The sequence below is a fragment of the Povalibacter sp. genome, assembly GCF_036520495.1.
GTDB lineage: Bacteria > Pseudomonadota > Gammaproteobacteria > Steroidobacterales > Steroidobacteraceae > Steroidobacter.
The window spans coordinates 1-25,658 of the sequence record NZ_DATDJO010000040.1 but is presented as its reverse complement, the minus strand read 5'-3'; the positions used below and the strand labels follow the sequence as shown (position 1 = coordinate 25,658).

The 25,658-nt window shown below is 59.7% G+C and carries 20 protein-coding genes, 3 tRNA genes and 1 pseudogene; 14 read left to right on the top strand and 10 right to left on the bottom strand.

Going from position 1 to position 25,658, the window contains the following annotated elements:
* Nucleotides 1-58: 58 nt before the first annotated feature.
* From VIZ63_RS25430 to VIZ63_RS15455, 8 genes and pseudogenes are all read right to left on the bottom strand, one after another.
* Nucleotides 59-235: pseudogene (locus tag VIZ63_RS25430) on the bottom strand (GDP-mannose 4,6-dehydratase); the annotation flags it as partial.
* A 137-nt stretch (nucleotides 236-372) separates the two neighbouring features.
* Nucleotides 373-1,485 (bottom strand): FAD-dependent oxidoreductase, encoded by a 1,113-nt coding sequence (locus tag VIZ63_RS15485; protein ID WP_331610576.1) that lies wholly within the window; start codon nucleotides 1,483-1,485, stop codon nucleotides 373-375.
* Nucleotides 1,486-1,542: 57 nt separating this feature from the next.
* Nucleotides 1,543-2,250, bottom strand: coding sequence for an SDR family oxidoreductase (locus VIZ63_RS15480; RefSeq protein WP_331610575.1), 708 nt, complete (start codon nucleotides 2,248-2,250; stop codon nucleotides 1,543-1,545).
* Nucleotides 2,251-2,293: 43 nt separating this feature from the next.
* Nucleotides 2,294-3,238, bottom strand: coding sequence for a hypothetical protein (locus VIZ63_RS15475; RefSeq protein WP_331610574.1), 945 nt, complete (start codon nucleotides 3,236-3,238; stop codon nucleotides 2,294-2,296).
* Nucleotides 3,235-4,173: a UDP-glucuronic acid decarboxylase family protein gene (locus VIZ63_RS15470; protein WP_331610573.1), complete on the bottom strand. Its 939-nt coding sequence runs from the start codon at nucleotides 4,171-4,173 to the stop codon at nucleotides 3,235-3,237. The genes VIZ63_RS15475 and VIZ63_RS15470 overlap by 4 nt, the downstream gene beginning before the upstream one ends.
* A gap of 83 nt (nucleotides 4,174-4,256) precedes the next feature.
* On the bottom strand, nucleotides 4,257-5,561 hold the full coding sequence (locus VIZ63_RS15465) for a flippase (protein WP_331610572.1): 1,305 nt from the start codon (nucleotides 5,559-5,561) through the stop codon (nucleotides 4,257-4,259).
* A 59-nt stretch (nucleotides 5,562-5,620) separates the two neighbouring features.
* Nucleotides 5,621-6,565, bottom strand: a complete 945-nt coding sequence (locus tag VIZ63_RS15460) for a GDP-mannose 4,6-dehydratase (protein ID WP_414703803.1) — start codon at nucleotides 6,563-6,565, stop codon at nucleotides 5,621-5,623.
* 656 nt (nucleotides 6,566-7,221) lie between these two features.
* Nucleotides 7,222-7,443: a winged helix-turn-helix transcriptional regulator gene (locus tag VIZ63_RS15455; protein ID WP_331610570.1), complete on the bottom strand. Its 222-nt coding sequence runs from the start codon at nucleotides 7,441-7,443 to the stop codon at nucleotides 7,222-7,224.
* A gap of 607 nt (nucleotides 7,444-8,050) precedes the next feature.
* Here VIZ63_RS15455 and VIZ63_RS15450 point away from each other — a divergent pair.
* The 10 genes from VIZ63_RS15450 to VIZ63_RS15405 all read left to right on the top strand — a co-directional run bounded on the left by VIZ63_RS15450 (nucleotide 8,051) and on the right by VIZ63_RS15405 (nucleotide 18,245).
* Complete coding sequence (locus VIZ63_RS15450; protein ID WP_331610569.1) at nucleotides 8,051-9,214, top strand: MraY family glycosyltransferase; 1,164 nt, start codon at nucleotides 8,051-8,053, stop codon at nucleotides 9,212-9,214.
* Nucleotides 9,215-10,074: 860 nt separating this feature from the next.
* On the top strand, nucleotides 10,075-11,409 hold the full coding sequence (locus tag VIZ63_RS15445) for a UDP-glucose/GDP-mannose dehydrogenase family protein (RefSeq protein ID WP_331610568.1): 1,335 nt from the start codon (nucleotides 10,075-10,077) through the stop codon (nucleotides 11,407-11,409).
* A complete protein-coding gene (locus VIZ63_RS15440; RefSeq protein WP_331610567.1) occupies nucleotides 11,403-12,836 on the top strand; it encodes a mannose-1-phosphate guanylyltransferase/mannose-6-phosphate isomerase in 1,434 nt (477 codons plus the stop codon). Before VIZ63_RS15445 ends, VIZ63_RS15440 begins: the two co-directional genes overlap by 7 nt.
* Nucleotides 12,837-13,228: 392 nt before the next feature.
* Nucleotides 13,229-14,590: a phosphomannomutase CpsG gene (locus VIZ63_RS15435; RefSeq protein WP_331610566.1), complete on the top strand. Its 1,362-nt coding sequence runs from the start codon at nucleotides 13,229-13,231 to the stop codon at nucleotides 14,588-14,590.
* Between the two features lie 317 nt (nucleotides 14,591-14,907).
* A complete protein-coding gene (locus tag VIZ63_RS15430) occupies nucleotides 14,908-15,363 on the top strand; it encodes a response regulator (RefSeq protein ID WP_331610565.1) in 456 nt (151 codons plus the stop codon).
* A gap of 81 nt (nucleotides 15,364-15,444) precedes the next feature.
* Nucleotides 15,445-15,519, top strand: a tRNA-Val gene (locus VIZ63_RS15425).
* 117 nt (nucleotides 15,520-15,636) lie between these two features.
* Nucleotides 15,637-17,037, top strand: coding sequence for a glutamate--tRNA ligase (gene gltX / locus VIZ63_RS15420; RefSeq protein ID WP_331610564.1), 1,401 nt, complete (start codon nucleotides 15,637-15,639; stop codon nucleotides 17,035-17,037).
* A gap of 98 nt (nucleotides 17,038-17,135) precedes the next feature.
* A tRNA-Ala gene (locus VIZ63_RS15415) sits at nucleotides 17,136-17,211 on the top strand.
* 20 nt (nucleotides 17,212-17,231) lie between these two features.
* Nucleotides 17,232-17,307: transfer RNA gene (locus VIZ63_RS15410), tRNA-Glu, on the top strand.
* 296 nt (nucleotides 17,308-17,603) lie between these two features.
* On the top strand, nucleotides 17,604-18,245 hold the full coding sequence (locus VIZ63_RS15405; RefSeq protein WP_331610563.1) for a putative Ig domain-containing protein: 642 nt from the start codon (nucleotides 17,604-17,606) through the stop codon (nucleotides 18,243-18,245).
* Nucleotides 18,246-18,269: 24 nt separating this feature from the next.
* On the opposite strand, the gene bfr is transcribed toward VIZ63_RS15405, so the two are convergent.
* Complete coding sequence (gene bfr, locus VIZ63_RS15400; RefSeq protein ID WP_331610562.1) at nucleotides 18,270-18,743, bottom strand: bacterioferritin; 474 nt, start codon at nucleotides 18,741-18,743, stop codon at nucleotides 18,270-18,272.
* Nucleotides 18,744-18,878: 135 nt separating this feature from the next.
* Nucleotides 18,879-19,061: a (2Fe-2S)-binding protein gene (locus VIZ63_RS25660; RefSeq protein WP_414703802.1), complete on the bottom strand. Its 183-nt coding sequence runs from the start codon at nucleotides 19,059-19,061 to the stop codon at nucleotides 18,879-18,881.
* A gap of 294 nt (nucleotides 19,062-19,355) precedes the next feature.
* Between VIZ63_RS25660 and VIZ63_RS15395 the strand changes: the two genes are divergently transcribed.
* The 4 genes from VIZ63_RS15395 to xrt all read left to right on the top strand — a co-directional run.
* Complete coding sequence (locus VIZ63_RS15395; protein ID WP_331610561.1) at nucleotides 19,356-20,756, top strand: TIGR03013 family XrtA/PEP-CTERM system glycosyltransferase; 1,401 nt, start codon at nucleotides 19,356-19,358, stop codon at nucleotides 20,754-20,756.
* A gap of 63 nt (nucleotides 20,757-20,819) precedes the next feature.
* On the top strand, nucleotides 20,820-22,922 hold the full coding sequence (gene prsK / locus VIZ63_RS15390) for an XrtA/PEP-CTERM system histidine kinase PrsK (RefSeq protein ID WP_331610560.1): 2,103 nt from the start codon (nucleotides 20,820-20,822) through the stop codon (nucleotides 22,920-22,922).
* The gene (gene prsR, locus VIZ63_RS15385) at nucleotides 22,919-24,310 is read left to right on the top strand and encodes a PEP-CTERM-box response regulator transcription factor (RefSeq protein ID WP_331610559.1); all 1,392 of its coding nucleotides are present in this window, start codon (nucleotides 22,919-22,921) and stop codon (nucleotides 24,308-24,310) included. Before prsK ends, prsR begins: the two co-directional genes overlap by 4 nt.
* Before the next feature lie 26 nt (nucleotides 24,311-24,336).
* The coding region (xrt, locus tag VIZ63_RS15380; protein ID WP_331610558.1) for an exosortase at nucleotides 24,337-25,658 on the top strand (1,322 nt) is incomplete at its 3' end.

Below are 25,658 nucleotides of genomic sequence, written 5' to 3'. Positions count from 1 at the left end.
GCGGGAGTGTGTTGGCCGACGAGGCAGTCACCTCGTTCTCTCGGCTGAAGGTGTGCTTCACGTCATGGCGCATCAACTCGAAGTGCGGGTGCTGCAGTAGGTGCGTGACGTTGCGTTTGTCGCCGGTGAAGAGGTTGTCCACACACTGCAGGTTGTCGCCGCGAACAAGTAGGCGTTCGCACAGGTGCGAACCGAGAAAGCCGGCACCGCCGGTAACGAGAGTATGGGTGGTCATGCGGGATGGGCGACGGACGGGGTTGGGGTGGAATACTGCCAAGCCATAATTGCTGGGAACCTCTCCGGAGCACCGCCAGTGTAACTTGAGGTCCTGCGTCTGGCATGGTCAGGCTGTTGGCAACCTCTGTGCACACGCTAAGTGCCGAGTCTCGTGCTGAGAAGCAAATCGGAGACATCGTCTGCGACCCACATGCAGTGGTCGATCTTGCCGGTGAACACCGAGATGTAGCGATCTTCGTGACGCTGGATGATCGACGGACGGGCATCGGTGCTGTCGCGGTTGGCCAGCACGACCCTCGGTCCGTGCAGGAAGCCCGTCAGCCGTGCTTGCGCCAGTTCCGGCACGAAGGTGCTGCAGGTCTCGCGCATGCGCTCGAATAACGCTTGCGCATCAACACGGGTTGGCGGTGCGTTGGAAGGATCCAGCCAGGTCTCAGGCATCTGGTCGCCCACATGCCGCTCTACCACGGTGTGGGCGACGTGGTAGAGCAGGAACCTGCCGGTGCGGCCGAAGGGCAGGACGGTCATGAACGGGCCATCCATCACCGTGATGCCTACGGGCGGTCGATCCCATTCCAAGATCGGGACCATCGTGTATTCGTACTGCAGCTTTGGTGCCACGTGGCCCAGTTGCTCGGTCAAGCGGTTCACGTCTGCATATGTGCAGTTCACCACGGCATCGAACGGGCCCTCCATCCGACCACCGGCCTCAAGCAGGAAGCGCGCACCATCCCTAATTATGCGCGTCACCGCTTGCCCGAAGTGCGGGCGAATGGAAGCACCGGTCAGTCGGTCGAGCACCAGGCCGCGAAGGATGCCGCAGTCGTAGACGACTTCGTCGCATGTGACACCGAGCGCCACCTGCCGCACTGGCGGCGAGAAGTTCGACGGGTCCACTTGCTCGTGGCGCAAGCCCATGCGGCGGCAGAAGGCGAGGTACTGTTCCGGCGTGACGAATGAACCCTCGCGGGCAATGAAGTACGCGTTGGTGAAACCGTCAAGCACGCATTCGGGAAACGCGTCTCGAAAGCGCTGGAAGCCGCGGATGCACTGGCGAGCTGTCTCGTCGTCGCGCGGATAGTGAAAGCCCAGATGCAGTCGGTTCTGGTTGTTGAACGATGCGCCGCGCAGCGGGGCGTCCTGTCGTTCGAACACGGTTGTGGTTGCGCACCGCTCGGACAGCCGCATGGCAGTCATGGCCCCGAAGATGCCGCAACCGACAACGGCGATGGAAGGTGTTTTGGGCATGGAGCTCACTGGGTGCCGGCGCCCCGGCGAAGATATATGGCGTTTGGTTGCCTACCTTCAGACATAGGTGCCACCGTTGATGCGGATCACCTGACCGTTGACGTTCGCCCAGGCCGGCTCGCACAAACTGAGGATCACGCCGGAGATCTCTTCCTTGGTCGTCAGGCGCTTGGTGGGTGTCTGATTGAGGTGATGCTGACGGCGCTCGGGCGCCATCGCATTGAACATGCTGCTGTCCGCGATCAACGCTGGCGCGATCGCATTGACGCGCAGCGCCGGCGCCAGCCAGGTCGCCAGCGACTTGACGAATGCGATCTGCGCAGCCTTGGATGCGGCATAGATGGGATCGAAACTGCCCCGTTCGCCCGAAATGGAGGACACAAAGATGACGTGCGCGCCGGAGTTGAAGTGCGGCAGCAACCTGCGCAGCAGCGCAGCTTGGCCGAGGAAGTTGACCGACATCACCTCATTCATTAAGGGGTCGTCGTAGTCGACCAACGCCTTGCCGGGCAGGATGCCGGCCAAAAACACCGCCACGTCAAGCTTGCCGAATCGCGGCAGAACCTGCGCTTCGAAAGTGTCCAGCGATGCTGCGTCGAGCAGGTCCAATGTCTGGGCGGTGATGTCGGCTCCCGGCGGCGTGGGCACCTTACTGCTGCGTCCGGTGACCAGTAGTCGCGCGCCGCTGTCCGCGAAGCGTTGAACGACGGCCTGCCCGATTGAGGTTGTGGCTCCAATGACAAGAATCTGCTTAGGGCTGTTCACTGTCCATCCTCCTTTCCGTAGCAAGCGCCATCGTCCAGGCACCTCACCCCGTGCCTCGCAGCAGTTTCCCCAGCCTGCCTCTAAGTCTTCTGTTCCAGCGTTTGACAATGCAGATCTCGTTCGGGATGTCGAAAACATTCTCGCTAGACCAGCGGTCTGCGTACACCGAGGCCTCGATGACGGTGGGATGCTTCAGCGGCGTGTCGAGCGAACCTACCCCAAGGCGTGCATGTTTACCGTCAGGGTTTGAAGTATGCGTTGCGCCTTCGCCAAACCCGATGTTGGAGATCAGGTTGATCTTTGGCATGCAAGACAGGCCGCCCTGTTTCCAGCACGCATAGACCCACTGATAGTCCCAAGTGTCGATCTGCCCGTTGACTGTGCGGTCGAAGATGTCGCCCCAAAATAGGCGGGCATCGGGCTGGCCCGGCAGGGCGCGTTCCAAAAACTCACGCTTGTTGCCTGAGCGCCAACTGCGCATGTCAACGTCGTAGTGCTGCCAAGCCCTGCGCCAGCTTGCCCAACCCCAGCCGTGGACGTACTGCGAGAAATAGTAACTTTCTTCTGGCTTCCACGTGTCCGAGATGAAGTTGTCGCCGCTGATGTGCATCACCAGTGGGTCATCTCGGTAGCGCTCCAGCAAATCGTCGCAGTAAGTGAAGAAAGAGGGATCCGGGAGGCAGTCGTCTTCGAGAACGATACCTTCGAGCTCGTTCTCGAAAAACCAGTTCATGCCGGACGATTCGCCAACTTTACAGCCGAGATTCTCATCGCTCATCAGCGTCTTCAACTCGCACGGCCAGTCCACTGCCGTGGCGATACGGCGCACCTCTTCGCAGCGTTCAACCTCTCCTGCCTTGTGCGGGCGTGGCCCGTCGGCAGCCACGTATAGCCGGGGAGGTCGTGCTGCGCGGATGGCCTCGAACACTCGCCGAGTTGTGTCCGGTCTGTTGAATACGATGAACAGAACGGGGCTGCGCGTGCTCATTCCGCGAGGAGTTTGCGGAAGTAGGTAATCGTTTCCGTCAACCCGTCGCCCAATGCGACCTTCGGTTCCCAGTCGATACGCTCCTTCGCCAGACTGATGTCCGGTTGGCGTTGCTTCGGATCGTCGGCAGGAAGCGGCTGAAAAACGAGTTTCGAACGACTGTTCGTCAAATGGAGCACCTTCTCGGCCAATTCCAGCATTGTGAATTCGCCCGGGTTGCCGATGTTTATCGGGCCAGGGAAGTCCGCAGGCGTGTCCATCATGCGGAGCATTGCTTCAATCAGATCGTCGACGTAGCAGAAGCTGCGTGTTTGGCTGCCGTCGCCGTAGATGGTTATGTCGTGGCCACGCAGTGCCTGCACGATGAAGTTGCTGACTACGCGCCCGTCGTTCGGGTGCATGCGCGGACCGTAGGTGTTGAATATACGCACCACCTTGATTTCCAGCCGATGCTGGCGGTGGTAGTCGAAGAACAGCGTTTCGGCGCAGCGCTTGCCTTCGTCGTAGCAGCTGCGCATGCCGATCGGATTGACGCGGCCCCAGTAGCTCTCGGGCTGGGGGTGCACCTCGGGGTCGCCGTAGACCTCGCTGGTGGACGCTTGCAGGATGCGGGCCTTCACACGCTTGGCCAGGCCCAGCATGTTGATGGCGCCGTGCACGCTGGTCTTGGTGGTCTGCACCGGGTCATGCTGGTAGTGGATGGGTGAGGCGGGACAGGCAAGGTTGAAGATGCGCTCGACCTCCACGTAGAGGGGGAAGGTCACGTCATGGCGCATTAACTCGAAGTGCGGGTGCTGTAGCAAATGCGTGACGTTGCGCTTGTCGCCGGTGAAGAAGTTGTCCACACACAGCACGTCGTCGCCGCGCGCAAGTAGGCGTTCGCACAGGTGCGAACCGAGGAAGCCGGCACCGCCGGTAACGAGGATTCGGTTCATCAGGTATGTCCGTTTCGCGTAGTTTAGCTAAAAGCGCCCGCGACCAATTCGCAGGATATCCGGTGTTGTACTTGCGCGCATGCTTAGGACTTCCAGAAGAAGATGGCTTCCAGCTGCATCCGAAAGCTCTTGGGTTCGAGAACCAAATTAATGAGAAAGCAAGCGACGAACTGCACTGCGATTGCGGTCCAGGCCGCGCCCACGACGCCGATGCGCGGCAGGAGAAGCCAGTTCAAGAGGATGCCCGTTGCGCCGGCCAGCAAGGTGCCACAGAGCAACACCGCAAACCGTCGCTCATTGATCAGCCACAGGCTGCGCGCGAGGCCCAGAAAGCAGAAGATATTGGACGCGACGTGAATGTTCGCCACTTGGACTGCCTCCGAGAATGCCGTGCCGAACAGCAGCCGGACCAGCGGCTCGGAGATCAGCCACGTCAGAAGTGTGACCCCCACTCCCAAGTAGAAGAAGCCTCTGAAAACCAATACAAGCAGTCTCTGGTAAGACGCTTCATCTGCGGCCTTCCGGCGCGTGATAAATGGCGCCAAGCTCGTTATCAGCGTCATAGGCAACACCTGCCAAATCTGTGACAGCGGCAGCGCTGCCGCGTAGATGCCAAGTGCCGTATCGCCCAGGATCTGCTTGATCACAATCTGATCGATACGCATGTAGATCATGATCGACAAGCCGCTCACCAGCAGCGGCCAGGATTCCTTGAGGAGCGGTAGCGCGCGTTGCCGCACCCGCTTCCACGGTCCGGCCGTCGGGTGGAGGCGATACACATAGGACATTGCCAAGGCGCAAGCCGCTACATCCAGTGCGACGACAGCCGCGAATGCAGCCAAGGGGGCTTCGACCAGGATCAGCACCACCTTGAGTGCTGTGGACAGGCATAGGGCGCCGAGCTTGGCGACCACCGTGAGGCGGCTCAGCATCTGGCTCTGGAACCAGAGGTCGACCGTATCGGCAGACTGGAAGACAAGCGATGCCGCGATGATAGCTGTCAACACGACGGTTTGCCTGTCGCCGGTGAGTACAGCCACCGCACTGACGCAGAGCATCCAGCAGATCCCGCCTGCTGTCAGGCGCAAAGCCAGCACGGTGCCAAGAATCTCCGCTGCAGCGTCGTGGTCACGTGCAATGTCCCGCACGACGATGGCATCGGCACCTAGGTTCGCGATAGCCTGGAACAGCGCAGTGAAGGCCAGCGCATAGCTCAGCAGACCGAACTGCGACGGGCCCAAGTACCGCGCCATCCAGGCGCCGACCAACAGCCCGGCGACCGCCCGGATCCCGCGGTCGAAGATCAGCCAGCCCGAATTGACCAGTACGCGTCTGCGGCTTTCGCTTCCAGCGAACCATTCGCGCAGGGTTGCCTGAGCACCCTTCAAAGATCCGCGTTCCACAGTTTAAATAGCGTTCGTGGGCGACGCAGGGGGATCGACGGGCGTCACTGCGACTGGTGCTCGGAGGCGCCGCCGGCAGAGACAATGTCACTGACGGCATCACACATTCTCGCGACGACCTCCTCTGCCGACACATAGGCCTGCCATCCCAGGTGCCGCAGCGCCGCACCTGGATCGGCGGCACCGGAGCGGATGTCAGTCGGGCGAACCAGCGAGGGGTCGTGCTGTACGTGCGTCTGCCAGTTCAAGCCATAGTGGCTGAACGCTGTGGCCACGAAATCCTTCAACGCGATCGTGCGGCCAGTGGCGATGACGAAGTCGCGCGGCTGGTCCTGTTGCAGCATCAGCCACATCGCCTCGACATACTCCGGCGCCCAGCCCCAGTCGCGATGAATGTCCAGATTGCCTAGCTTGAGGACTTCGTCGGAACCGGCGGCGATGCGCGCTGCAGCACGTACGATCTTCTGCGTCACGAAGCGCTCGGGCCGCAGCGGCGACTCGTGATTGAAAAGGATGCCCGTGCTGGCGTGCATGGCGTAGGCGTCGCGGTAGTTGGCCACCAGATTGTGCGCGCAGGCCTTCGCAACTGCGTACGGACTGCGCGGACGAAAGGGTGTGATTTCTGATGCGGGCGTCGCTCCCGTGTCGCCGAAACACTCACTGGAACCAGCGTTGTAGAAGCGAATAGGCCGTTCGACAAATCGGATCGCCTCCAAAAGGTTCAACGTGCCGAGAGAGATGCTTTCAATGGTCTCGACCGGCTGGTCGAATGAGAGTCCAACTGAACTCTGGCCGGCTAAGTTGTAGATCTCGTCGGGCTCGACCCTGTTAACGGTCTGCAGCACGCTGCGGAAGTCGTTCGGGGCCATCGAGAGAAGCTGAACATGCGCGGTGACACCGACGGCTGCCAACCCGTCGCGGCGGGCAGCGAAGGCGTCGCGCGAACTGCCGAAGACCTCGTATCCCATGTTATGCAGCAGCCGCGCCAAGTAGGCGCCGTCCTGCCCGCTCACGCCGCAGATAAGCGCGCGGCGCCGGGATGACGGGACGAATGTACAAGCATTCACGCGCGGCCAATGCCTGTGTATTCGGAATCGGCGGCACGCCCGGTCATCGGCTCCAGGCGCGCGTCGAAGGTGAGAGAGCTGCGCAGTGGAGACCTGATCTGGGCGAGGTCAGGCTGGTGAAGCTCCTTACCACTTGGTGATGATGACGAGCGCATAGGTGTCCCGGAATGTGTCCAGCGCTGAGGGCTGGTAGTTGATCGAATTGACGTCGCCAACAAGCGGCCCGTTAGCCTCGATGACGAGGTTCTCATACGAGGAGGTCGACTCGGTAGAGGTTGTTGACTTGGGTGCCGCTCACAGGCGGGAATCGCCGGCGGCGCGCTGGTCCAGCGGGTCCCGTTCATCGCGACAGCGTGTAAGGACTTTGTTGGAATCAATGATTCGCAGCTTCCGCACCAAGGCACCGCCGACCATGCCGCGATCGCTGTATCTGGGTGTTGCTATTCATTTCTTGCTATCGCTCGGACCAATTGCCTGGCGCAGCGTCCGAATTTCACGCTGCAACTGTTCAAACTCTAGTTCCTTCCGCTCCAGGAAGGCGCGGGCGAGGCAAACCTGGACGCTCACCCCACTTGGCGTCAGCAAATAGGCATAAGCCCATTCGTTGTTGCTCGCCGAAAATTATCCACCTTGACCCAGCCTCGATCGATGACGGCGCGCAAGCAGTAATTGATCTTGCCGACGCTGACACCCATGCGCTGAGCGAGGTCACGCTGGTTGCTGTTCTGGTCAGCAATCTGACTCAGAAGCCGATAGTCGATCTCATGTCTGGGCGGCTGTCCGGCACTGCGTCTGTTCATCGGTTGAACGGATACGACTTTAACATGGGTAGACGTTGTTCGCGATTAGGACGACGCTGATGTGCCCCGCTGGTCTTCCTTGTTCGCCCGAAGCCATCTGCGTGGCAGCCCGGATGACTGGGATTCGTTCCCTATCGGTTGGATCGGTTCAGGAGTTCCGCCTATTCGGTGCTGATCGACGCGACTGAGTACACAGCGGTCAATCGAGCGGAGTGGGACCGCGCTTATCCTGTAAACGCTGAAGCCGCCGCGACAGTGGCTCAAGCAAGCTCCGCGGCGAGGGAGCCATCCGCCCCCAAGGTAGTCACGACTGGCGCATTGTTCGAGCCGTTGGTCCGCAACGGGAGAGTTAGGGAAGAAGTCTACGGATCGCTGACATCGGTAGGTTCACCCTACGGTCGACTGGTATCTGGGCAATGAATCGTGGGAGAGAGCCGCGCACAGCGGCAAATATCGGGAGCCGAGCGACTTGACCGTGGAGCGCTGGCCTGCGCCGGGCGCTGTGTCTACTCTCCGCGACATGGCGTTACAAAAGAAGCAAAGTTCGGACGGCAGAAGGCGGCTATGATTGCCACTAGCCAATAGTTATCGGTTATGGCCCGTTCCAGTGCGCCGTCTCAATACTGAGAAATCTGGCCACTTTTTAAGACTGTATAACCTGGAAGGAATCATGTCAGGGATAACAATCCAGATAGGTCTACCACTTCTCGTCACTATTCTTTTCATGTTCGCGCTACGTCCAGTTGCCCGCGGGTTGGGTCTTATCGACAAGCCTGGTGGCCGGAAAACCCATATTGGGGAGATACCTGTTATCGGCGGTCTCGCCATGACTGTCGGACTTGTCGTCGGAACCCTGTACGGCTATCAGTCTGTTCAGGGTTTTCCTTTTTTTGTCACGTCCGTTCTGGTGCTGGTCTTAATCGGCGCATTGGATGACCGCTATGATTTGCCGCCATCCGTGCGATTTCTTGCACAAGTATGTGCTTGCCTCTTGATGGTTGGAGGTGCTGGGGTATCGGCGAGAGACCTAGGCGCTCCGTTCTTCGGTGAGGCGCTTGAACTTGGGTGGGGCTCGGTCATCTTCACGGTTCTGATCGTGCTGACAGCGATCAATGCGTTCAACATGTTTGATGGCAGCGATGGCGTCGCCGGAATTCAGGCGTTCATCGCTTCGATATTTCTTGGCTTTGCCTGCGTGATGAGCGGCGCGGGGCAGTACCTCCCGATCATCGCGGCTCTTGTGGGCTGCATTCTCGGCTTCCTCGTTTTCAACTGGCCTTCGAAGCGGACGAAAAACGTTCGAGCGTTCATGGGTGATGCAGGCAGCACCATGCTCGGCTTCTCGCTAGCGTGGGTGAGTATCGAAGTGTCTCAGGAGCCGGTTCGAGCAATCAGTCCTGTCGTGATCCTCTGGATCTTTGCGTTGCCGATCTATGACCTTTTCAGCAGCATGGTTCGGCGCGTTTCTCAAGGAAAATCGCCATTTCACGCCGACTCCGAGCACTTGCATCATATTCTGCGTCGTTTCGGCTATTCGTCGCGGCGAGTAGCTCAGATCGTATTGCTGACCGCCACGCTTTTCGCGGCAATTGGCGTGGCGGGACATTTGAATGCCATCGCCGACGGATGGCTTTTCCTGGGCTGGATGACGCTTGGAATTACATATCACGTCGTATTTGGCAGTGGCCTTGTGATTCGACGCCGACAGGAGCCTCGAGAGGATCAGGCGGCTGTCTCCGGTAAGTACAGGACGATCTGGAAGCAGCGTTAGGTCGACGCGCTCAGTTTCAACATACGGGTAACGCGCATTGGCGCGCCACGCAATTCTGTGCAAATCGCACAAATATTCAGCGTCTCCACGAGCTGCAGGAAAGTCAGAGTATCGACACACAGGGCAGGGATGGCCTGTGGTGTCCCGGGACTGGTGTTTCAGGGACTGATTCCGGGAGATGAGAGTCGCTCGGGATTCGGCCGGAGGAGGCGTGGGAGGATTGCCTTCTCCGGCCATCTTTCATGAGCGGACGGCATGGGTCGGGTCGGCAGAGACGCTCAGAGCAAGGGCAACAGATTCCCGCGAAGTTGGCCGCTGGGGCGGCTGCGACGGTAGCTGGGGACGTCCGGCTGAAGCCGGGCCCAAAGGTCGAACACCGAATTAATCGGAATTCTTTACTCCCCCAGGCGAATCAACGCGGAACGCTGGCGGATTCCAATCCGCTGTTTCGCCTCATCGCGATGTAGGTCGGCAGGCCAGCTCTTTATTAGTCCTGAGCTTGATTGGGCCGACATTCGTTCCCTGTTGAATGCCCGCCCAACTGTGTGCATCCGTGCACGGCCTGCCGAACCTCCCTGGGGGAGCTGTCGGACCCTTCCGTAGGTCGTTCAGTGGTTCCCAATAAATAAAGCGACATCCGTCGGGGAATTCCCTCGCAGGAAATCACATTTGGGTGAAATTATTCCTGCGGTCGTGAGTCGCTTGATGTGGCCTGTTTCTTGGATCTCTTAGGTCCATGACGCGTTGGAGGGGCTCGGGTCGGGTTGCGATGCAGTGCGGCGGAAATCCGTTGGTAGTTCCAGGGGCCTTCGGCTAAGCTGCTGCGCCATAATTTTTCCATATACTTCCGTGAGTTATTGATGCGTTTAACAATCTTTGGCTCGGGTTATGTCGGTTTGGTGACGGGCGCCTGCTTTGCCGAAGCTGGCAACAATGTCCTTTGCGTGGACGTGGATGAACGCAAGGTGGAGATGTTGAAGCGCGGGGAATCCCCGATCTTCGAGCCTGGCCTCACCGAGCTTCTGAAAAAGAACATCGCGGCGGGTCGCATCACCTTCACCACGGACGCCGCAGAAGGCGTCAAGCACGGTCTTTTTCAGTTCATTGCGGTGGGCACGCCCCCGGACGAGGACGGCTCCGCGGACCTCAAATATGTCCTGGCGGTCGCCGAGTCGATCGGGACACACATCAACGAGTACCGGGTGGTGGTGACGAAGTCGACGGTCCCGGTGGGAACGGCCGACAAGGTCAAGGCGAAGATCGATGCCACCCTGAAGGCGCGCGGCGTCAGTTTCGAATTCGATGTCGTCTCGAATCCGGAATTCCTCAAGGAAGGTGCAGCGATCAACGACTTCATGAAGCCGGATCGAGTCGTCGTTGGGACGGACAACCCCCGGACGGGCGAGCTGCTGAAGGCGCTCTACGATCCGTTCACCCGTAGCCGCGATCGCATGATCGTCATGGACGTACGTTCGTCTGAGTTGACCAAGTACGCGGCCAACGCGATGCTGGCCACCAAGATCAGCTTCATGAACGAGCTGGCGAGCCTCGCCGAGCGTATGGGTGCGGACATCGAGAAGGTCCGTCTCGGCATCGGCTCGGACCCGCGCATTGGCTATCACTTCATCTATCCGGGCGCCGGCTACGGCGGTTCCTGTTTCCCGAAGGACGTCCAGGCGTTGTCGCGCAGCGCGCGCGATCATTCGTTCAATGCAGAGCTTCTGAATGCGGTGGAAGGAGTAAACAAGCGGCAGAAGGAAGTGCTGTTCGAGAAGATTCAGCGTTATTTCGACGGCAAGCTCAAAGGCCGCACCATTGCGTTGTGGGGTCTGGCATTCAAGCCCAACACGGACGATATGCGCGAGGCTCCCAGCCGGGTGCTCATGGAGCGTCTGTGGGAGGCGGGCGCGAAAGTGCGTGCCTACGATCCAGTCGCAGCTCATGAAACGCAGCGCATCTACGGCGAACGTCCGGATTTCGCGATCGTGAACAGTGCGCCGGAGGCGCTGCAGGGCGCAGACGCCTTGGCGATCATCACCGAGTGGCAGGAGTTCCGCAGTCCTGATTTCGAGGCGATCAAATCTGCGCTGACGCAGCCGGTGATCTTCGACGGGCGCAATCTTTACGATCCCGCGTTCGTGAAGCGCTTCGGGCTCAGCTATTACGCAATCGGGCGCGGTGACAGCCTGTGCTGATTCCAGTCATCCTTTCTGGTGGGTCCGGCACGCGATTGTGGCCGTTGTCGCGAGAGCTCTATCCCAAGCAGCTGCTGCCCCTGGTGGCCAAGGGAACGATGCTCCAGGAAACGCTGGCGCGTGTCAGCGCGGCGGAAAGCGTTGGCGAACCCATCGTCGTGTGTAACGAGAGTCATCGGTTTCTGGTGGCTGAGCAGCTGCGTGAGATCGGTGCGAATCCTCAATCGATTCTTCTCGAGCCCGTCGGTCGCAATACCGCGCCGGCCCTGGCCATCGCAGCGATGGCCGCAGTGACGGGTGATTCGGGCAACACACGCGCGAATGACGAGGCGTTATTGCTGGTGCTGCCGGCCGATCATGTCATCAAAGATGTCGCGGCATTTCGTGCCGCTATCGAGATCGGTCGCCAGGCGGCCGAGCAGGGCAAGCTCGTGACCTTTGGCGTCGTGCCTGACAAACCGGAAACAGGCTATGGCTACATCAAGCGTGCGGCAGGTGAGGGGCCGACCTATCCCATTGCCGAGTTCGTGGAGAAGCCGGATATCGCGACGGCCACGCGCTATGTGGAGTCGAAAGAGTATTACTGGAATAGCGGTATGTTCCTGTTTCGGGCGACGGTCATCCTCGATGAGCTTCGTGCGCTCGCGCCGGATATCTATCAGGCTTGCGCGCAGGCATTCACTGCAGCGAAGCGTGATCTGGATTTCACGCGACTTCCCGCCAAAGAGTTCGGTGCCTGTCGTAGCGACTCGATCGACTACGCGGTGATGGAAAAGACGCAGCATGGAGTCGTCGTGCCGCTCGACGCAGGATGGAGCGACGTTGGATCGTGGTCAGCGTTGCATGAGGCGGTTCCCGCCGATGCGAATCGGAACGTATGCCTGGGCGATGTCTTGGTCGAGGACACCACGGGTTGCTACCTGCAATCCACCAGTCGCCTCGTGGCTGCCGTTGGATTGAAGGATCACGTGGTCGTGGAAACCAAGGATGCGGTGCTGGTCGCGCACAAGGATCGCGTTCAGGACGTGAAGCAACTCGTGGCTCAGCTCAAGAAGCAAGGGCGCTACGAGACGCTGATGCATCGTGAAGTGTTTCGTCCCTGGGGCAGCTACGACAGCATCGATGCCGGCGAGCGCTTTCAGGTGAAGCGTCTGATCGTCAAGCCGGGTGCGGAGATGTCATTGCAAATGCATCATCACCGTGCCGAGCATTGGATCGTCGTTGCCGGCACCGCGCGTATCACGCGCGATGATGAGACGTTCCTGCTGGAAGAGAATCAGTCGACCTACATCCCATTGGGCGCAAAGCACCGTATCGCCAATCCCGGCAAGATCCCGCTGCACATCATCGAGGTGCAATCAGGAACCTACCTGGGCGAAGATGACATCGTGAGGTTCGAGGATAAGTACGGACGCGAGGGGCAGTAGGTATAGCCGTTTTCTTGCGAGGGCGGCTCACAGCATTGCCGCCCGCTTTCCTGAAGACGGTAGCGGATTTCTTGCCGATCAGATCGAGACTGCAGCGATCTTCGCGTCGGCGAATATCGCCCAAGGCGGCGGGCGAGGCACGCCGTCGGAACTCATTCGTTATCCTGCGAGTTGCACGGGGGTCTGTTGCCAGGCTGCATCCGGATCTCATGCTGGCAGCTGATTTTGGTTACGGTAAGCTGTCGCTTGATCATCCGATCTTCGCGGAAGTGGCCGTCGCATGATCGACCTGCTGCTGGCCTCACAGTCTCGCAAGTCCGGAAGACTGAGAACGCCAGCGATGGAAATGAGCAGCTTCCGCGTTTTTCTCCAACACGAATCGATATTTCGCCATGCAGCCGATCACCGGTTTCAAAGCCTACGACTACCGCGCACGTATTCCTAACGAGTTCAACGCTGACGTTGCCTACCGCATCGGGCGCGCCTACGCGGAGTTTCTGAAGCCAAAGCGCATAGTCGTCGGGCGCGACATCCGATTGTCGAGCAATGAGTTGTGCGAGGCGCTCACGCGCGGCTTGCTGGATTCCGGTGTTGACGTGTACGACATCGGATTGTGCGGGACCGAGGGCGTGTACTTCGCGACCTTCGCCGAGAGCATGGACGGTGGGGTGATGGTGACCGCCAGTCACAACCCTCCCGATTACAACGGCATGAAATTCGTACGCGAGCAGTCGCGCCCCATCAGTGGCGACACGGGTCTCAAGGAGATTCAGCGGATTGCTGAAGCGGATTCATATTCCGCTCCGTCGCGCCAGGGGCAGCGCTTCGAAATCGATACGCGACAGAAGTATATCGATCATCTGCTCTCGTACCTCGATCGGTCCAGGCTCAGAAAGTTGAAGATCGTCGTCAACGCGGGCAACGGCGGCGCCGGTGCCATCGTGGATTTGCTCGAACCCCATCTGCCGTTCGAATTCATCAAGATTCATCACGAGCCAGATGGCACCTTCCCCAATGGTGTGCCGAATCCGATGCTCGAGGACAACCGCGCGTCGACGACCCGCGCGATTCGCCAGCATAAGGCCGACCTCGGCGTTGCGTGGGATGGCGACTACGATCGCTGCTTCCTGTTCGATGAATCAGGAGCGTTCATCGAGGGGTACTACATCGTCGGCCTGCTCGCGTCGGTGTTCCTGCGCCGCGAGCCAGGTGCCCGCATCGTTCATGACCCGCGTCTCACCTGGGCGACGTTGGACATGGTCGAGTCGCTTGGGGGCAAGTCGGTCATGTCGAAGTCCGGGCATGCCTTCATGAAGGACGTGATGCGGGAGGCTGACGCCGCGTATGGCGGCGAAATGAGTGCTCACCATTACTTTCGGGCGTTTGGTTATTGCGACAGTGGCCAGATCCCATGGCTGCTGGTCGCCCAGCTCTTGTGTGAGACCGGCAAGCCGATGTCGGCGCTGGTTGGGGAGCGTATTGCTCAATTTCCCGCGAGTGGCGAAATCAATCGCAAGGTGGCCGATGCCAAAGCAACCATCGCTCGTGCACAAGAGCGGTATCAGCCGGGAAGCCTGTCGATCGATTTTACTGACGGGTTGTCGATCGAGTTCGATCGCTGGCGTTTCAATCTGCGCTCTTCGAATACCGAACCGTTGATTCGTCTCAACGTGGAGAGTCGCGGAGATGCTGCGCTCATGCGCGAGAAGACAGCGGAGCTCCTCGAATTGATTGGGGGTGAAGACGCACACTAAGCGTAAGTATTAGGGGTTTTCCCGCGGGAAGGCATGCGTCATGCCCTCGAAATCTGCGAATCCCTATTTCAGCTACAGGTGAAGCCCCTCGCATGGGGCCAGGTTGTCCATGCAACTGCTCCACGCTGCCTGGCGGGCGCGCTTTATTATGAGCAGTAAGGCTGCATTTTTTCTGCTTCACATCGCGTAGGATCTGATGACATCGCGTGTGTTGATCGTCCTGAGCATTGTCGGGGCGGTTCTCGAAAAGGCTTCCCCAAGGCAGGCGCTGAACAATAAGGGGAAGGTGGGGCAATTGGCGTTGCTGAGGAGCAGCGATGACGGATCGGTACATCTTGCTGGTCGAAGACAATCCGGACGACGAGGAGCTGACGCTTCTCAGTCTGAGAAAGAACAATCTTGCGCACGAGATCATCGTTGTTCGCGATGGAGTCGAGGCGATCGAATTTCTGGCGGGGCAGGGGCAGTACGCGGGGCGCGATATTTCCCGGCTTCCCACCGTCATCCTTCTGGATCTGAAGCTGCCGAAGCTCGATGGCTTGGGTGTGTTGCGGCGCCTGCGTGCCGACGAGCGCACGAAGATGCTTCCCATCGTGGTCCTCACCTCGTCCAGCCAGGATGCGGACGTCCTCGCCAGCTACAACCTGGGCGCGAACAGCTATGTCCGCAAACCGGTTGAGTTCGGTGCTTTCGTGGAAGCCGTCAGCAATCTGGGGCTGTACTGGCTGATGCTCAATCGGCCGCCGCCATTGCGGACGGTTTCGTCGGGGTAAAAGTTCGTCAACGTGTGCGTTGACCGTCCCGGTGGCGGTCCCTACACTACGCACCCGTTTTCGGGGCCGGTCCAACGGTTCGGGCGGTTAGCTCAGCGGTAGAGCACTGCTTTCACACGGCAGGGGTCACAGGTTCAATCCCTGTACCGCCCACCAATCTTTCCCGCCACGAGTTGCGCGTGCAATTCGCGGTGAGGAAGGTTGAATAGATGGTCGCACCAGCGACAACAACTCTTAAGACGCCCCGCTCTGCATCCGCAGCCCAAGGACCCTATGTCCGTTCGTACCCGCTTCGCTCCCAGTCCCACCGGCATGCTCCACATCGGCGGCGTGCGCACGGCGCTGTTTTCCTGGTTGTATGCCCGGCGGCATGCCGGAACCTTCGTGTTGCGCATCGAGGATACGGATCGCGAGCGTTCCACCGAGGAGGCCACGCAGGTCATTCTCGACGGCATGGAATGGTTGGGTCTTTCGGCCGATGAGGGGCCGTTCTATCAGACCCGTCGCATGGGCCGGTACGGCGAAGTACTGGCGAAGTTCATCCAGAGCGGGCACGCGTATCGGTGCTACTGCACCAAGGAAGAACTGTCGGAGATGCGCAGCAAGCAGGAAGCTGCGAAGCAGAAGCCGCGCTACGACGGTACCTGTCGCAACCGCACCGAGCCTCGTGCCGGCGTCGACCCGGTCATTCGTTTCGCGAATCCACTCGACGGATCCGTCGTGGTGGAGGACGTCATCCACGGCAATGTGGAATTCCAGAACACCGAACTGGATGACCTGATCATCGCGCGTTCTGACGGCACGCCGACCTACAACTTCTGCGTCGTCGTGGATGACATGGATATGCAGGTGACGCACGTGATTCGCGGTGACGATCACCTCAACAACACGCCCCGGCAGATCAACATGCTCAAGGCGCTGGGCGCGACGTTGCCCGTTTACGCGCATGTGCCCATGATTCTCGGCGCGGACGGCGCGAAGCTCTCGAAGCGTCATGGTGCCGTGAGCGTGCTGCAGTACCGGGAGGAAGGGTTCCTGCCGGAGGCCTTGCTCAACTACCTGGTGAGACTCGGCTGGTCACATGGTGACCAGGAGGTCTTCACGCTGGCCGAAATGCAGTCCTTGTTCGACATTGGCGACGTGAACAAATCCGCTTCGGCATTCAATCCTGACAAGCTGATGTGGCTCAATCAGCAGCACATCATGCGTGCGACGCCGGAAGCGCTCGTGCCGCACCTCAGGTTCCAGCTCGCGATGCTCGGTATCGCCGTGGACGACGATGCCAAGGTCGCTGCAGTTGCGAAGGCGCAGCAGGAGCGGGCGAAGACATTGAAAGAAATGGCGCAGAACAGCCGGTTCTTTTTCGCAAACATCGACGGCTACGATGAAAAGGCGGCGAAGAAGAATCTGACTCCGGAAAGTGTGCCGGTGCTCGACGCCGTCCATGCGCGTCTCGCTGCCCTTCCGGATTGGCAGGCATCTGCCATCCATGAGGCGGTCAACGACGTTGCGACGACTTTGAACGTCGGGCTGGGGAAAGTCGCTCAGCCGATTCGTGTCGCTGTATCTGGCACAACGGTGTCGCCGCCGATCGACGTGACACTGGAGGTGCTTGGTCGACAGGTCACGTTGGAGCGCATCGATGCGGCCAGAAAGTTCGCGCTCGCGGCGTGACGCGTTTGCGTTAGCGGTTATCGACTGATGTATCGAAATTGCATTGAAGTTTTCTTGACAGGCTCAGGACCCTTCAATACATTGCGCGCCTCCCGCGTGGGGCTATAGCTCAGCTGGGAGAGCGCTTGCATGGCATGCAAGAGGTCGCCGGTTCGATCCCGGCTAGCTCCACCAAGTCCCATCGGTTTGCGTGCGTCCCCATCGTCTAGAGGCCTAGGACATCGCCCTTTCACGGCGGTAACAAGGGTTCGAATCCCTTTGGGGACGCCACTTCCTTCCAGCGAGCGACAACCCCGGTGTCGCTGCTGTCCGACAGGACGTAAGTCTTACTTATTCAAGCCGTTGCGCTGACTTGCCGTGTTTGCGGCGCATGCAGTGTCGCTCGTTTGCGACGAACGTACCCTGGCGGGCGCTGTATGCGTCTGCGCATCCATTTGATATTCCAGTAAAAACTCTTTGCCCGGTCCCTTGGCATAACTCTTGATAGCGAACTATCAGGCAGCTGCATATTCGTGGCTGATCCCCGATACCGAGCTTGGAGCACTATGCGAATACGGCGCGGCGTGATGCTGACCCTTCTGACTGCGCTCTCGATTGCAGGCTGCGGGGGCGGCGGCGGTGACGGCGGTACTTCCCCTCAGGCGAATCCTCCGCCGGTTACGGGCGCGAATGCATCCCCGACGATTCAGGGGCGGCCAGGCACTGCGGTGACGGTGGGTGAGGCTTATACGTTCCAGGCGATCGCAAATGATGCCAATGGCGATACGCTGACATTCAGCGCGGCAAACCTGCCTGGTTGGCTATCGCTGAGTCCCAGCACCGGGCGGATTACCGGGTCGCCCACAGCGGGGGACGTTGGGGCCTATCAGGGAATCACGATATCCGTGTCGGATGGCCAGGCCACGGCGTCGCTAGCGTCTTTCGCGATCAACGTGTCTGCAGTGGCTACGGGCAGCGCAACACTGTCTTGGGTCACCCCGACCCTGAACACCGACGGATCGAGTTTGATCGATCTGGCGGGTTTCAAAATCCTTTATGGGCGATCGGCAGACGACCTGACCCAAGCTGTGTCGATCACCAACCCGTCGCTGAGTAGTTATGTCCTGGAGAACCTCGGCTCAGGGGCCTGGTTTTTTGCGGTGGTCGCTGTGAACAGCGCGGGCCTGGAAAGCATGCTGTCCAGCATTGCGACAAAGACGATCGCCTGAGAAGGCGATCGTGCGGGTGGAGTATCAGGACTTCTCGACCTGCAGCTGGGAATAGTTCTCCAGTCCAAGTCGCTTGATGAGGCTGAGCTGGGTTTCAAGCCAGTCGATGTGTTCTTCTTCTGATTCCAGAATCCGCTCGAAGATCTCGCGGGAAACGTAGTCGCCTGTTTTCTCGCAATCCGCGATCGCAGCCTTCAGGTCAGGATGCGCCTGCATTTCCAGCTTCAGATCGCATTCCAGGGCTTCTTGTACGTTTTCGCCGATGAGCAGCTTTCCCAGATCCTGCAGATTCGGCAGGCCATCCAAGAACAGGATGCGCTCGATCAGTTTGTCGGCGTGCTTCATCTCGTCGATGGATTCCGCATGCGAGTGCTGGCCCAGTCGCTTCAGCCCCCAGTTGTCGAACATGCGGGAATGCAGGAAGTACTGGTTGATTGCGGTCAGCTCATTCTTGAGGACCACATTGAGATGCCTGACGATGGCGGGATTACCCTGCATTACGACGCTCCGATGTACGACGAGAGAACTGAACAGCCGGATCTTGTCGGAGAGCGTGCCGGTAGGCAATGCAAGATAGGGAAAAAAGTCGAGGATTTACCTGAGGATAGGAACCGAAGAGCTAATACAAATCACTCAGGCTGATCGATTGGTCGTCGCGACCTGGCCGGTAATAATTTCCTGAGCCGTGTCCTCACAGCGGCCGCAACAGTTAGCGACCGGGAGGTAGCACTGCACTTCCGGCAGCGATCCGGCGCCGCGGTCGACAACTTCGCGGATCTGGCGGTCACTGATCCCATTGCAGAGACAGACGTACATGGTTCGGTCCGCATCGGAAAATTTACGATGCACAAATCTAAATGGAAATGCGAATGATTGTCAATTGAGGGTTTGCCGCCCGCCGGATGCAGCGATTTGACAGTAGTGGGTGTGAATCCTTTCACGCGACTGTGATGGTTAAGTGATTAGACTTCGCTCGCTTGCAGAGGGTCGGCCTAGGGGGTCGATACCCAGCCTCGTTTCAGTGAAATATCTGAATCTGCGGATCGGCTCCTCGCCGTCCACATCCCTCCCGGAAACCCGGCATCCAGTTGATCAAAGGCATCGGAAGAAGTGGCGATAAGAATATTTCAGCACTATTGGCAGCTTCCGCTAGCGCTTCTTGCCGTGGTCGAGGCATCTCTGTTCCTCCTGGGATTGTGCCTGGCCGTTTTTCTGGGGCTGGATCCTGCACTGCGCTCGGACGCTCTGTTGACCACCGACGTCTTGCCGCAGGGAGTGCTCTTCGCGGGGGTCATGTTTCTGTCGATGACGGCGATGGGGCTGTACAACGCCCGCCAGCGGTCACGTTTGATTGGCTTGCTGGCGAGGGTGGGGGCGAGCGTGCTGGGAGGGGTTCTGCTGATCGCTGTCGTGTTCTACCTGATTCCGAGTCTGGAGGTGGGACGCGCCGCGGTGATGTTCTCAGCAGCCTTTGGATTCGTTGGTGCGGCGATTGCGCGGATCATCTTTGATCGGGTGGCGGACGAGGATGTCTTCAAGCGGCGTGTGTTGATCTACGGATCCGGTAAGCGTGCTCAGAGCATTTCCCGTTTGCGCCGCCGCTCCGATCGCCGTGGGTTCGTGCCAGTGGGGTACGTGGCCGCTGACGGGGACGACCCGGACGGCGTGCCCGAGGCCGAGCGAATCAAATCCCCGGATTCCCTGCTCGCGATCTGCAATCGCCTGGCGGTGGATGAAATCGTGGTTGCGATGGACGATCGCCGACGACAGTTTCCCATGGAGGAGTTGCTGGAATGCCGCCTGGATGGTCTCGAGATCATCGAACTGATCACCTTCCTTGAGCGGGAAACCGGCAAGGTGCGCCTGGACGTGTTGAATCCCAGCTGGATGATCTTCTCCGAGGGATTCAAGCAGGGTCGCGTCCACGGATCGCTGGAGCGCGCATTCGATCTGATAGCCAGCCTGCTCCTGCTGATCGTGACGCTGCCGATCATGGTGCTCACCATGATCGCCATCAAGGTCACGGAGGGCCCCCATGCCAGCGTCTTCTATCGGCAGGTGCGCGTGGGTCAGTACGGCAAGCCGTTCAAGCTGCTCAAATTCCGCAGCATGCGCGAAGACGCGGAACGCCATGGCGCTCAATGGGCGCAGAAGAACGACAATCGTGTCACGAAGGTGGGCTCTTTCATCCGTCTCACCCGAATCGATGAGCTGCCGCAGATCCTCAATGTTCTGCGAGGTCACATGAGCTTCGTCGGACCGCGCCCCGAACGCCCGGAGTTCGTGGCACAGTTGAACGAGCGCATTCCGTACTATCGGGAGCGGCATACCATCAAGCCGGGAATCACGGGGTGGGCCCAGCTCTGTTATCCGTACGGATCCTCCGAGCAGGACGCCCTGGAAAAACTGCAGTACGACCTGTTCTACGTCAAGAATCACTCGTTGCTGTTCTACCTGGCGATCATCCTGCAGACAGTGGAAGTCATCGTGTGGGGCAAGGGCGCCCGTTAGCGTGAGCTGAACGGATGGCGCCGGCAGCCTCCGGCCACTGATCTGGACTTCGGGTCTTATTCGATGAGCAATCTGGCAGTAGCGAGCTACGGTATCGCAGGGCTGAGTTTCCTGTTCCTCACGCTATTGCTGGCGATCAGCTGGCGCGGGCGCAAGGTCGGTGCGAGGCTTATCGTCGCCACTGCGATGACCTCCGTCTGGGCTTTCCTGCTGGCAGCAGAATCCCGGCTCGGCACCATTCCGACGTTGGTCATTTACGTCGCCGAAGTTCTGCGCACTGCCGGCTGGATAATGGTGCTGACCGAGTTGGCGCGCGCCACCGCCCCGCGGCTGTTGTTGACCGGCGCGAACGTTCTATGGGTCGGTTTGCTGCTGCTGGGTATCGCCGCGCCATGGCTGCCGCAGTTTGCGGCGGTGGCGGATGCGTCGATGTTGCTGTCGCGCGCGGGCCTCGCGCTGACATTGTGCGCACTGATGCTGCTCGAGCAGATCTATCGCAATGCGTCTCATGCCGGTCGCAATGCGCTGCGCTACGCCGTGCTGGGTATCGGTAGCATGTTTGCCTACGATCTCTTTCTGTTTTCGCAGGCCGAACTGCTGCGCGGGCTCTCGGTCGACGCGTGGACCGTCCGTGGAGTGGTGACGGCGCTTGCAGTGCCGTTGCTCGCTCTGGCCGTGCGTAGAAATCCGCAGTGGTCGCTCGAAATCTTCATCTCCCGACAGGTCGTGTTCTACTCGTCCACGTTCGTGGCCGTCGGCATCTACCTGATCGCCATGGCATTGGCCGGCTACGTCATTCGCGATCTTGGAGGGACCTGGGGAAGCGTCGGTCAGATACTGTTCTTTGCGGGTGCGGCTGTGGTGCTCACATTCCTGCTCGCCTCCGGGACGCTGCGCCGACAGGCCATCGTCTTCATCAACAAGCATTTCTACAGCAACAAGTACGACTATCGACTTGAATGGCTGCGCTTCATCCGCACACTGTCGACGACTAGCGAGGAGGACGTCCGTCGCACTGCCATTCGCGCGGTGGCCCAGATTTTCGATAGTCCAGCCGGGGTGCTGTTCTTGCTCGACGAGCGCGAACGTCAATTCGTGCCGGTGAGCGCATGGCCAATGAAGCTCGAAGATGTGAGCGGACTGACGTCGTTGCGCGAAGACTCGGATCTCGTCCGGTTCGTGCGCAAGCGGCAGTGGATCATCGATCTGCGCGAATATCAGCGGATGCCCGATGTCTACGAGAACATCGAACTGCCATCGTGGTTGACCACCAATGCAAATCTGCGCATCGTTTCGCCGTTGCTGGAACTCGATCGGCTGTGCGGAATCTTCGTTCTGTATGAGCCCCCGCCGCCGTTCGAACTGACGTACGAGGATCGCGATCTGCTCAAGACCGTGGGGAGGCACGTGGCGACGCAGCTGGCGCAAAACGATGCCGACCGGCGCCTGGCGGAGAGCCGCCAGTTCGAAGCCTACAATCGGCTCACTGCATTCATGATGCATGATCTGAAGAACTCGGTGGCCCAGCTGCAGTTGATCGTGGCGAACGCGCAGAGGCACAAGCACAATCCCGAGTTCGTAGACGACGCGATCGAAACGATCGACAACACCGTCGAGCGGATGACGCGGCTGATCGAGCAATTGCGTCAGTCGGCGACCAGCGCACCGCTGCAGTCAGTCCGGTTCGACGATATGGTCCGCAATGCCGTCGATCGCTGCAGTCTGAGGACCCCGGTGCCGGATCTGCAGGTCAGTGATCTCGCTGTTTTCGTGAAGGCGGACCCGCAGAGACTGTCGGCGGTGCTGGAGCATGTGATTCGTAACGCCCAGGATGCGGCGCCCGCCGGGACGGTCTCCGTGAAAATCGATTCCGGGCACGAGGAAACCACTCTCGTGGTTTCCGATACGGGCAAGGGCATGGACCCGGAATTCATCCGCGAGCGTTTGTTCCGGCCCTTCGACAGTACCAAGGGGTCGAAGGGGATGGGTATAGGCGCCTATCAGACGCGAGAATACGTGCAGATGCTGGGAGGCAGGGTGGAAGTGCAAAGCAGTCCCGGGTTGGGAACGCGCTTTTCCATTACGCTGCCCATTGAGGCCAATGCGCCGGGCAGCTCTGCAGCGACCCCCATGGATACCTCACAGAGCATCGGCCTCATGCAATGAGCCATGCTGAATCGGAGCAGTCTTTAGTGAACGATACCAAGCCCAAGTTACTCATCGTCGAAGACGACGCCGGACTGCAGCGTCAGCTCAAGTGGTGCTTTGACGACTATGAAGTCCTCATGGCGGGCACCCGCAACGAAGCGATGGCGTTGCTGCGTCGGTTCGAACCGCCCGTCGTGCTGCAGGACCTGGGGTTGCCTCCGGATCCGGAAGGCGTCAGCGAGGGCATGACGACACTGAAGGAAATCCTCAGCGTGGCGCCGCAGACGAAGATCATCGTCGTGACAGGCAACCATGACCGGGACAATGCCGTACATGCGGTCTCGCTCGGTGCCTACGATTTCTACCAGAAGCCGGTCGACACGGATGTGCTGCGGCTGATCGTCAGCCGGGCCTTCAACATGCATGCACTCGAATTGCAGAACAGGCAGTTGCGCGAGGCGCAGTACAACTCTCCGTTCGAAGGGCTGATTGCGACCGATGAGGCGATGCTCAAGGTTTGCCGCATGGTGGAGAAAATTGCGCCGGCCGACGTGTCGGTGTTGATCCTCGGTGAAAGCGGCACCGGCAAGGAATTGCTCGCACGAGCCGTGCACGCCCAGAGCACGCGTCGCGATGGCAGGTTTGTGGCTATCAACTGCGCTGCCATTCCGGAGCAACTGCTCGAGAGCGAGCTTTTCGGACACGAGAAGGGCGCATTCACTGGTGCCGTGAAACAGACGATCGGCAAGGTCGAGATGGCCGACGGCGGTACACTGTTCCTGGATGAAATCGGCGATATGCCTCTGTCGCTGCAGTCCAAGCTGCTGCGCTTTCTGCAGGGCCGTGTCATCGAGCGTGTCGGCGGACGCCAGGAGATCCCCGTCAATGTTCGCGTCGTCTGCGCCACCAACAAGGATCTGCATGGTCTGATCAGCATCCAGCAGTTCCGCCAGGATCTGTACTTTCGCATCGGCGAGGTTACGGTCAACGTGCCGCCACTGCGCGATCGTCCGGGCGGCGCCACGGTTCTCGCGCACTCGCTGCTGCGGAAATTCGGCGGCGTTCACGGCCGGCCCAAGCGCGGCTTCACCGAGGACGCGATTGCCGCGCTTGAAGCGTATGAATGGCCGGGCAACGTTCGCGAGCTGGAGAACAAGGTCAAGACCGCATTGATCATGGCAGAAGGCTCGCTGATCACGGCGATGGATCTCGCATTGCGTGAATCGGTCGACGGCACGCTGCTGTTCAATCTCAAGGAAGTGCGCACGCGCGCCGAGCGGCAGGCCATTCGCCAGGCGCTGTCGATCACCGACGGCAATATTTCCAGGACGGCCGAACTGATCGGGGTCAGCCGTCCGACGCTGTACGATCTGATGGAAAAATATGGAATTCGGGCACCCCAGTAATGGCGGAGCCTGGGGTACATCCAGGGATGCGCACGACTCACGGAGTTGAGACCAGGCAAGCCTGGCTTTCGAGTCTTCCGGCAATAGTCATCCTGAGTGCGGCGCTCACTGCGCTTTTCTGGCCCACCGTCCTTACGCTGCTCGACGCGTGGCGCGACACCGACAATCTGACCTACACGCACGGCTACCTGATAGCAGCCATGTGCGGCTGGCTGCTCGTTCGCGCAGGTCTATCAATCGAAGGGCCTGGGACCCCCGACTGGCTCATCGCGGTGGCGTTGGTCCTCCTGAGCTTGTGCTGGTTGCTGTTTTATCGCGCCGGCATCGAGGTGGCTCACCAGGCACTGCTGCCCGCAGTGGCCATCGTTGCGGCGTGCGCTGCATTTGGTCTGGCCAATGGTCGGAAGCTCAGCTTCGCGTTCGCCTATCTGTACTTCGCGGTGCCGGTCTGGAGCGTGGGCAACGAGATCCTCCAGTCCATTACGGTGTTCGCTGTGAGGAACCTGCTGCAGATCTCCGCGATTCCGGCCTATGTCACGGGCAACATCGTGCACATTCCGGCCGGCGCGTTCGAGATCGCCGGCGGATGCAGCGGCCTGCATTTCTTCATCGTGGCGCTGGCCATTGCCGCCATCTATGGCGAGATCCATCGTGATTCCCTGCGAGTGCGAATGCAGCAAATCGCACTCGCTGCGCTGCTGGCAATGGCGAGCAACTGGATCCGGGTGTACGTCATCATCGTCGCCGGACACCTGACGGACATGCAGCACTACCTGATCACGGTGGATCATTATTACTTTGGCTGGTTCCTCTTTGTGATCACCATGTCGGTGTTCTTCTGGTTGGCTGGCCGGATGCCGGCGCGGCCAACGGAAATGTCAGAACCCGCAGCAGGCGGCGCGATGCAGCCTTTGTCATGGCTGAGCGGAGTGCTCATCGCGATCATCGCGGCTGGCGTCGGACCGGCCATCGATGTCTTGGCGCCGATTCGTGATGCTGTCGCGTCGCCATCCGTTCTACCGGCTGGGGCGGGGCGATGGGACGGACCTTTCATTACTCAGGATGCATGGCGCCCTGTCTATCCCGGAGCGGATCGTTCGGACATGGGCGAGTATCGATTCGAGGGACGGAGCGTTACGGTTTTCGTCGGGCAGTATCTCCAGCAGCATCAGGGCAAGGAGCTCATTGGCTTCGATAACTCTATTGCGGGGGACGGCGCCTGGATCGACAACCCTCGCGTGATCGGGACTGCTCGCGGACCGGTGACGGTATTCGATGTCGGTGGGGCGGATGGGCACTCAATCGTTCTCTACTACTATCGGATTGGCGCGGCGCGAGTGAGCAGTGG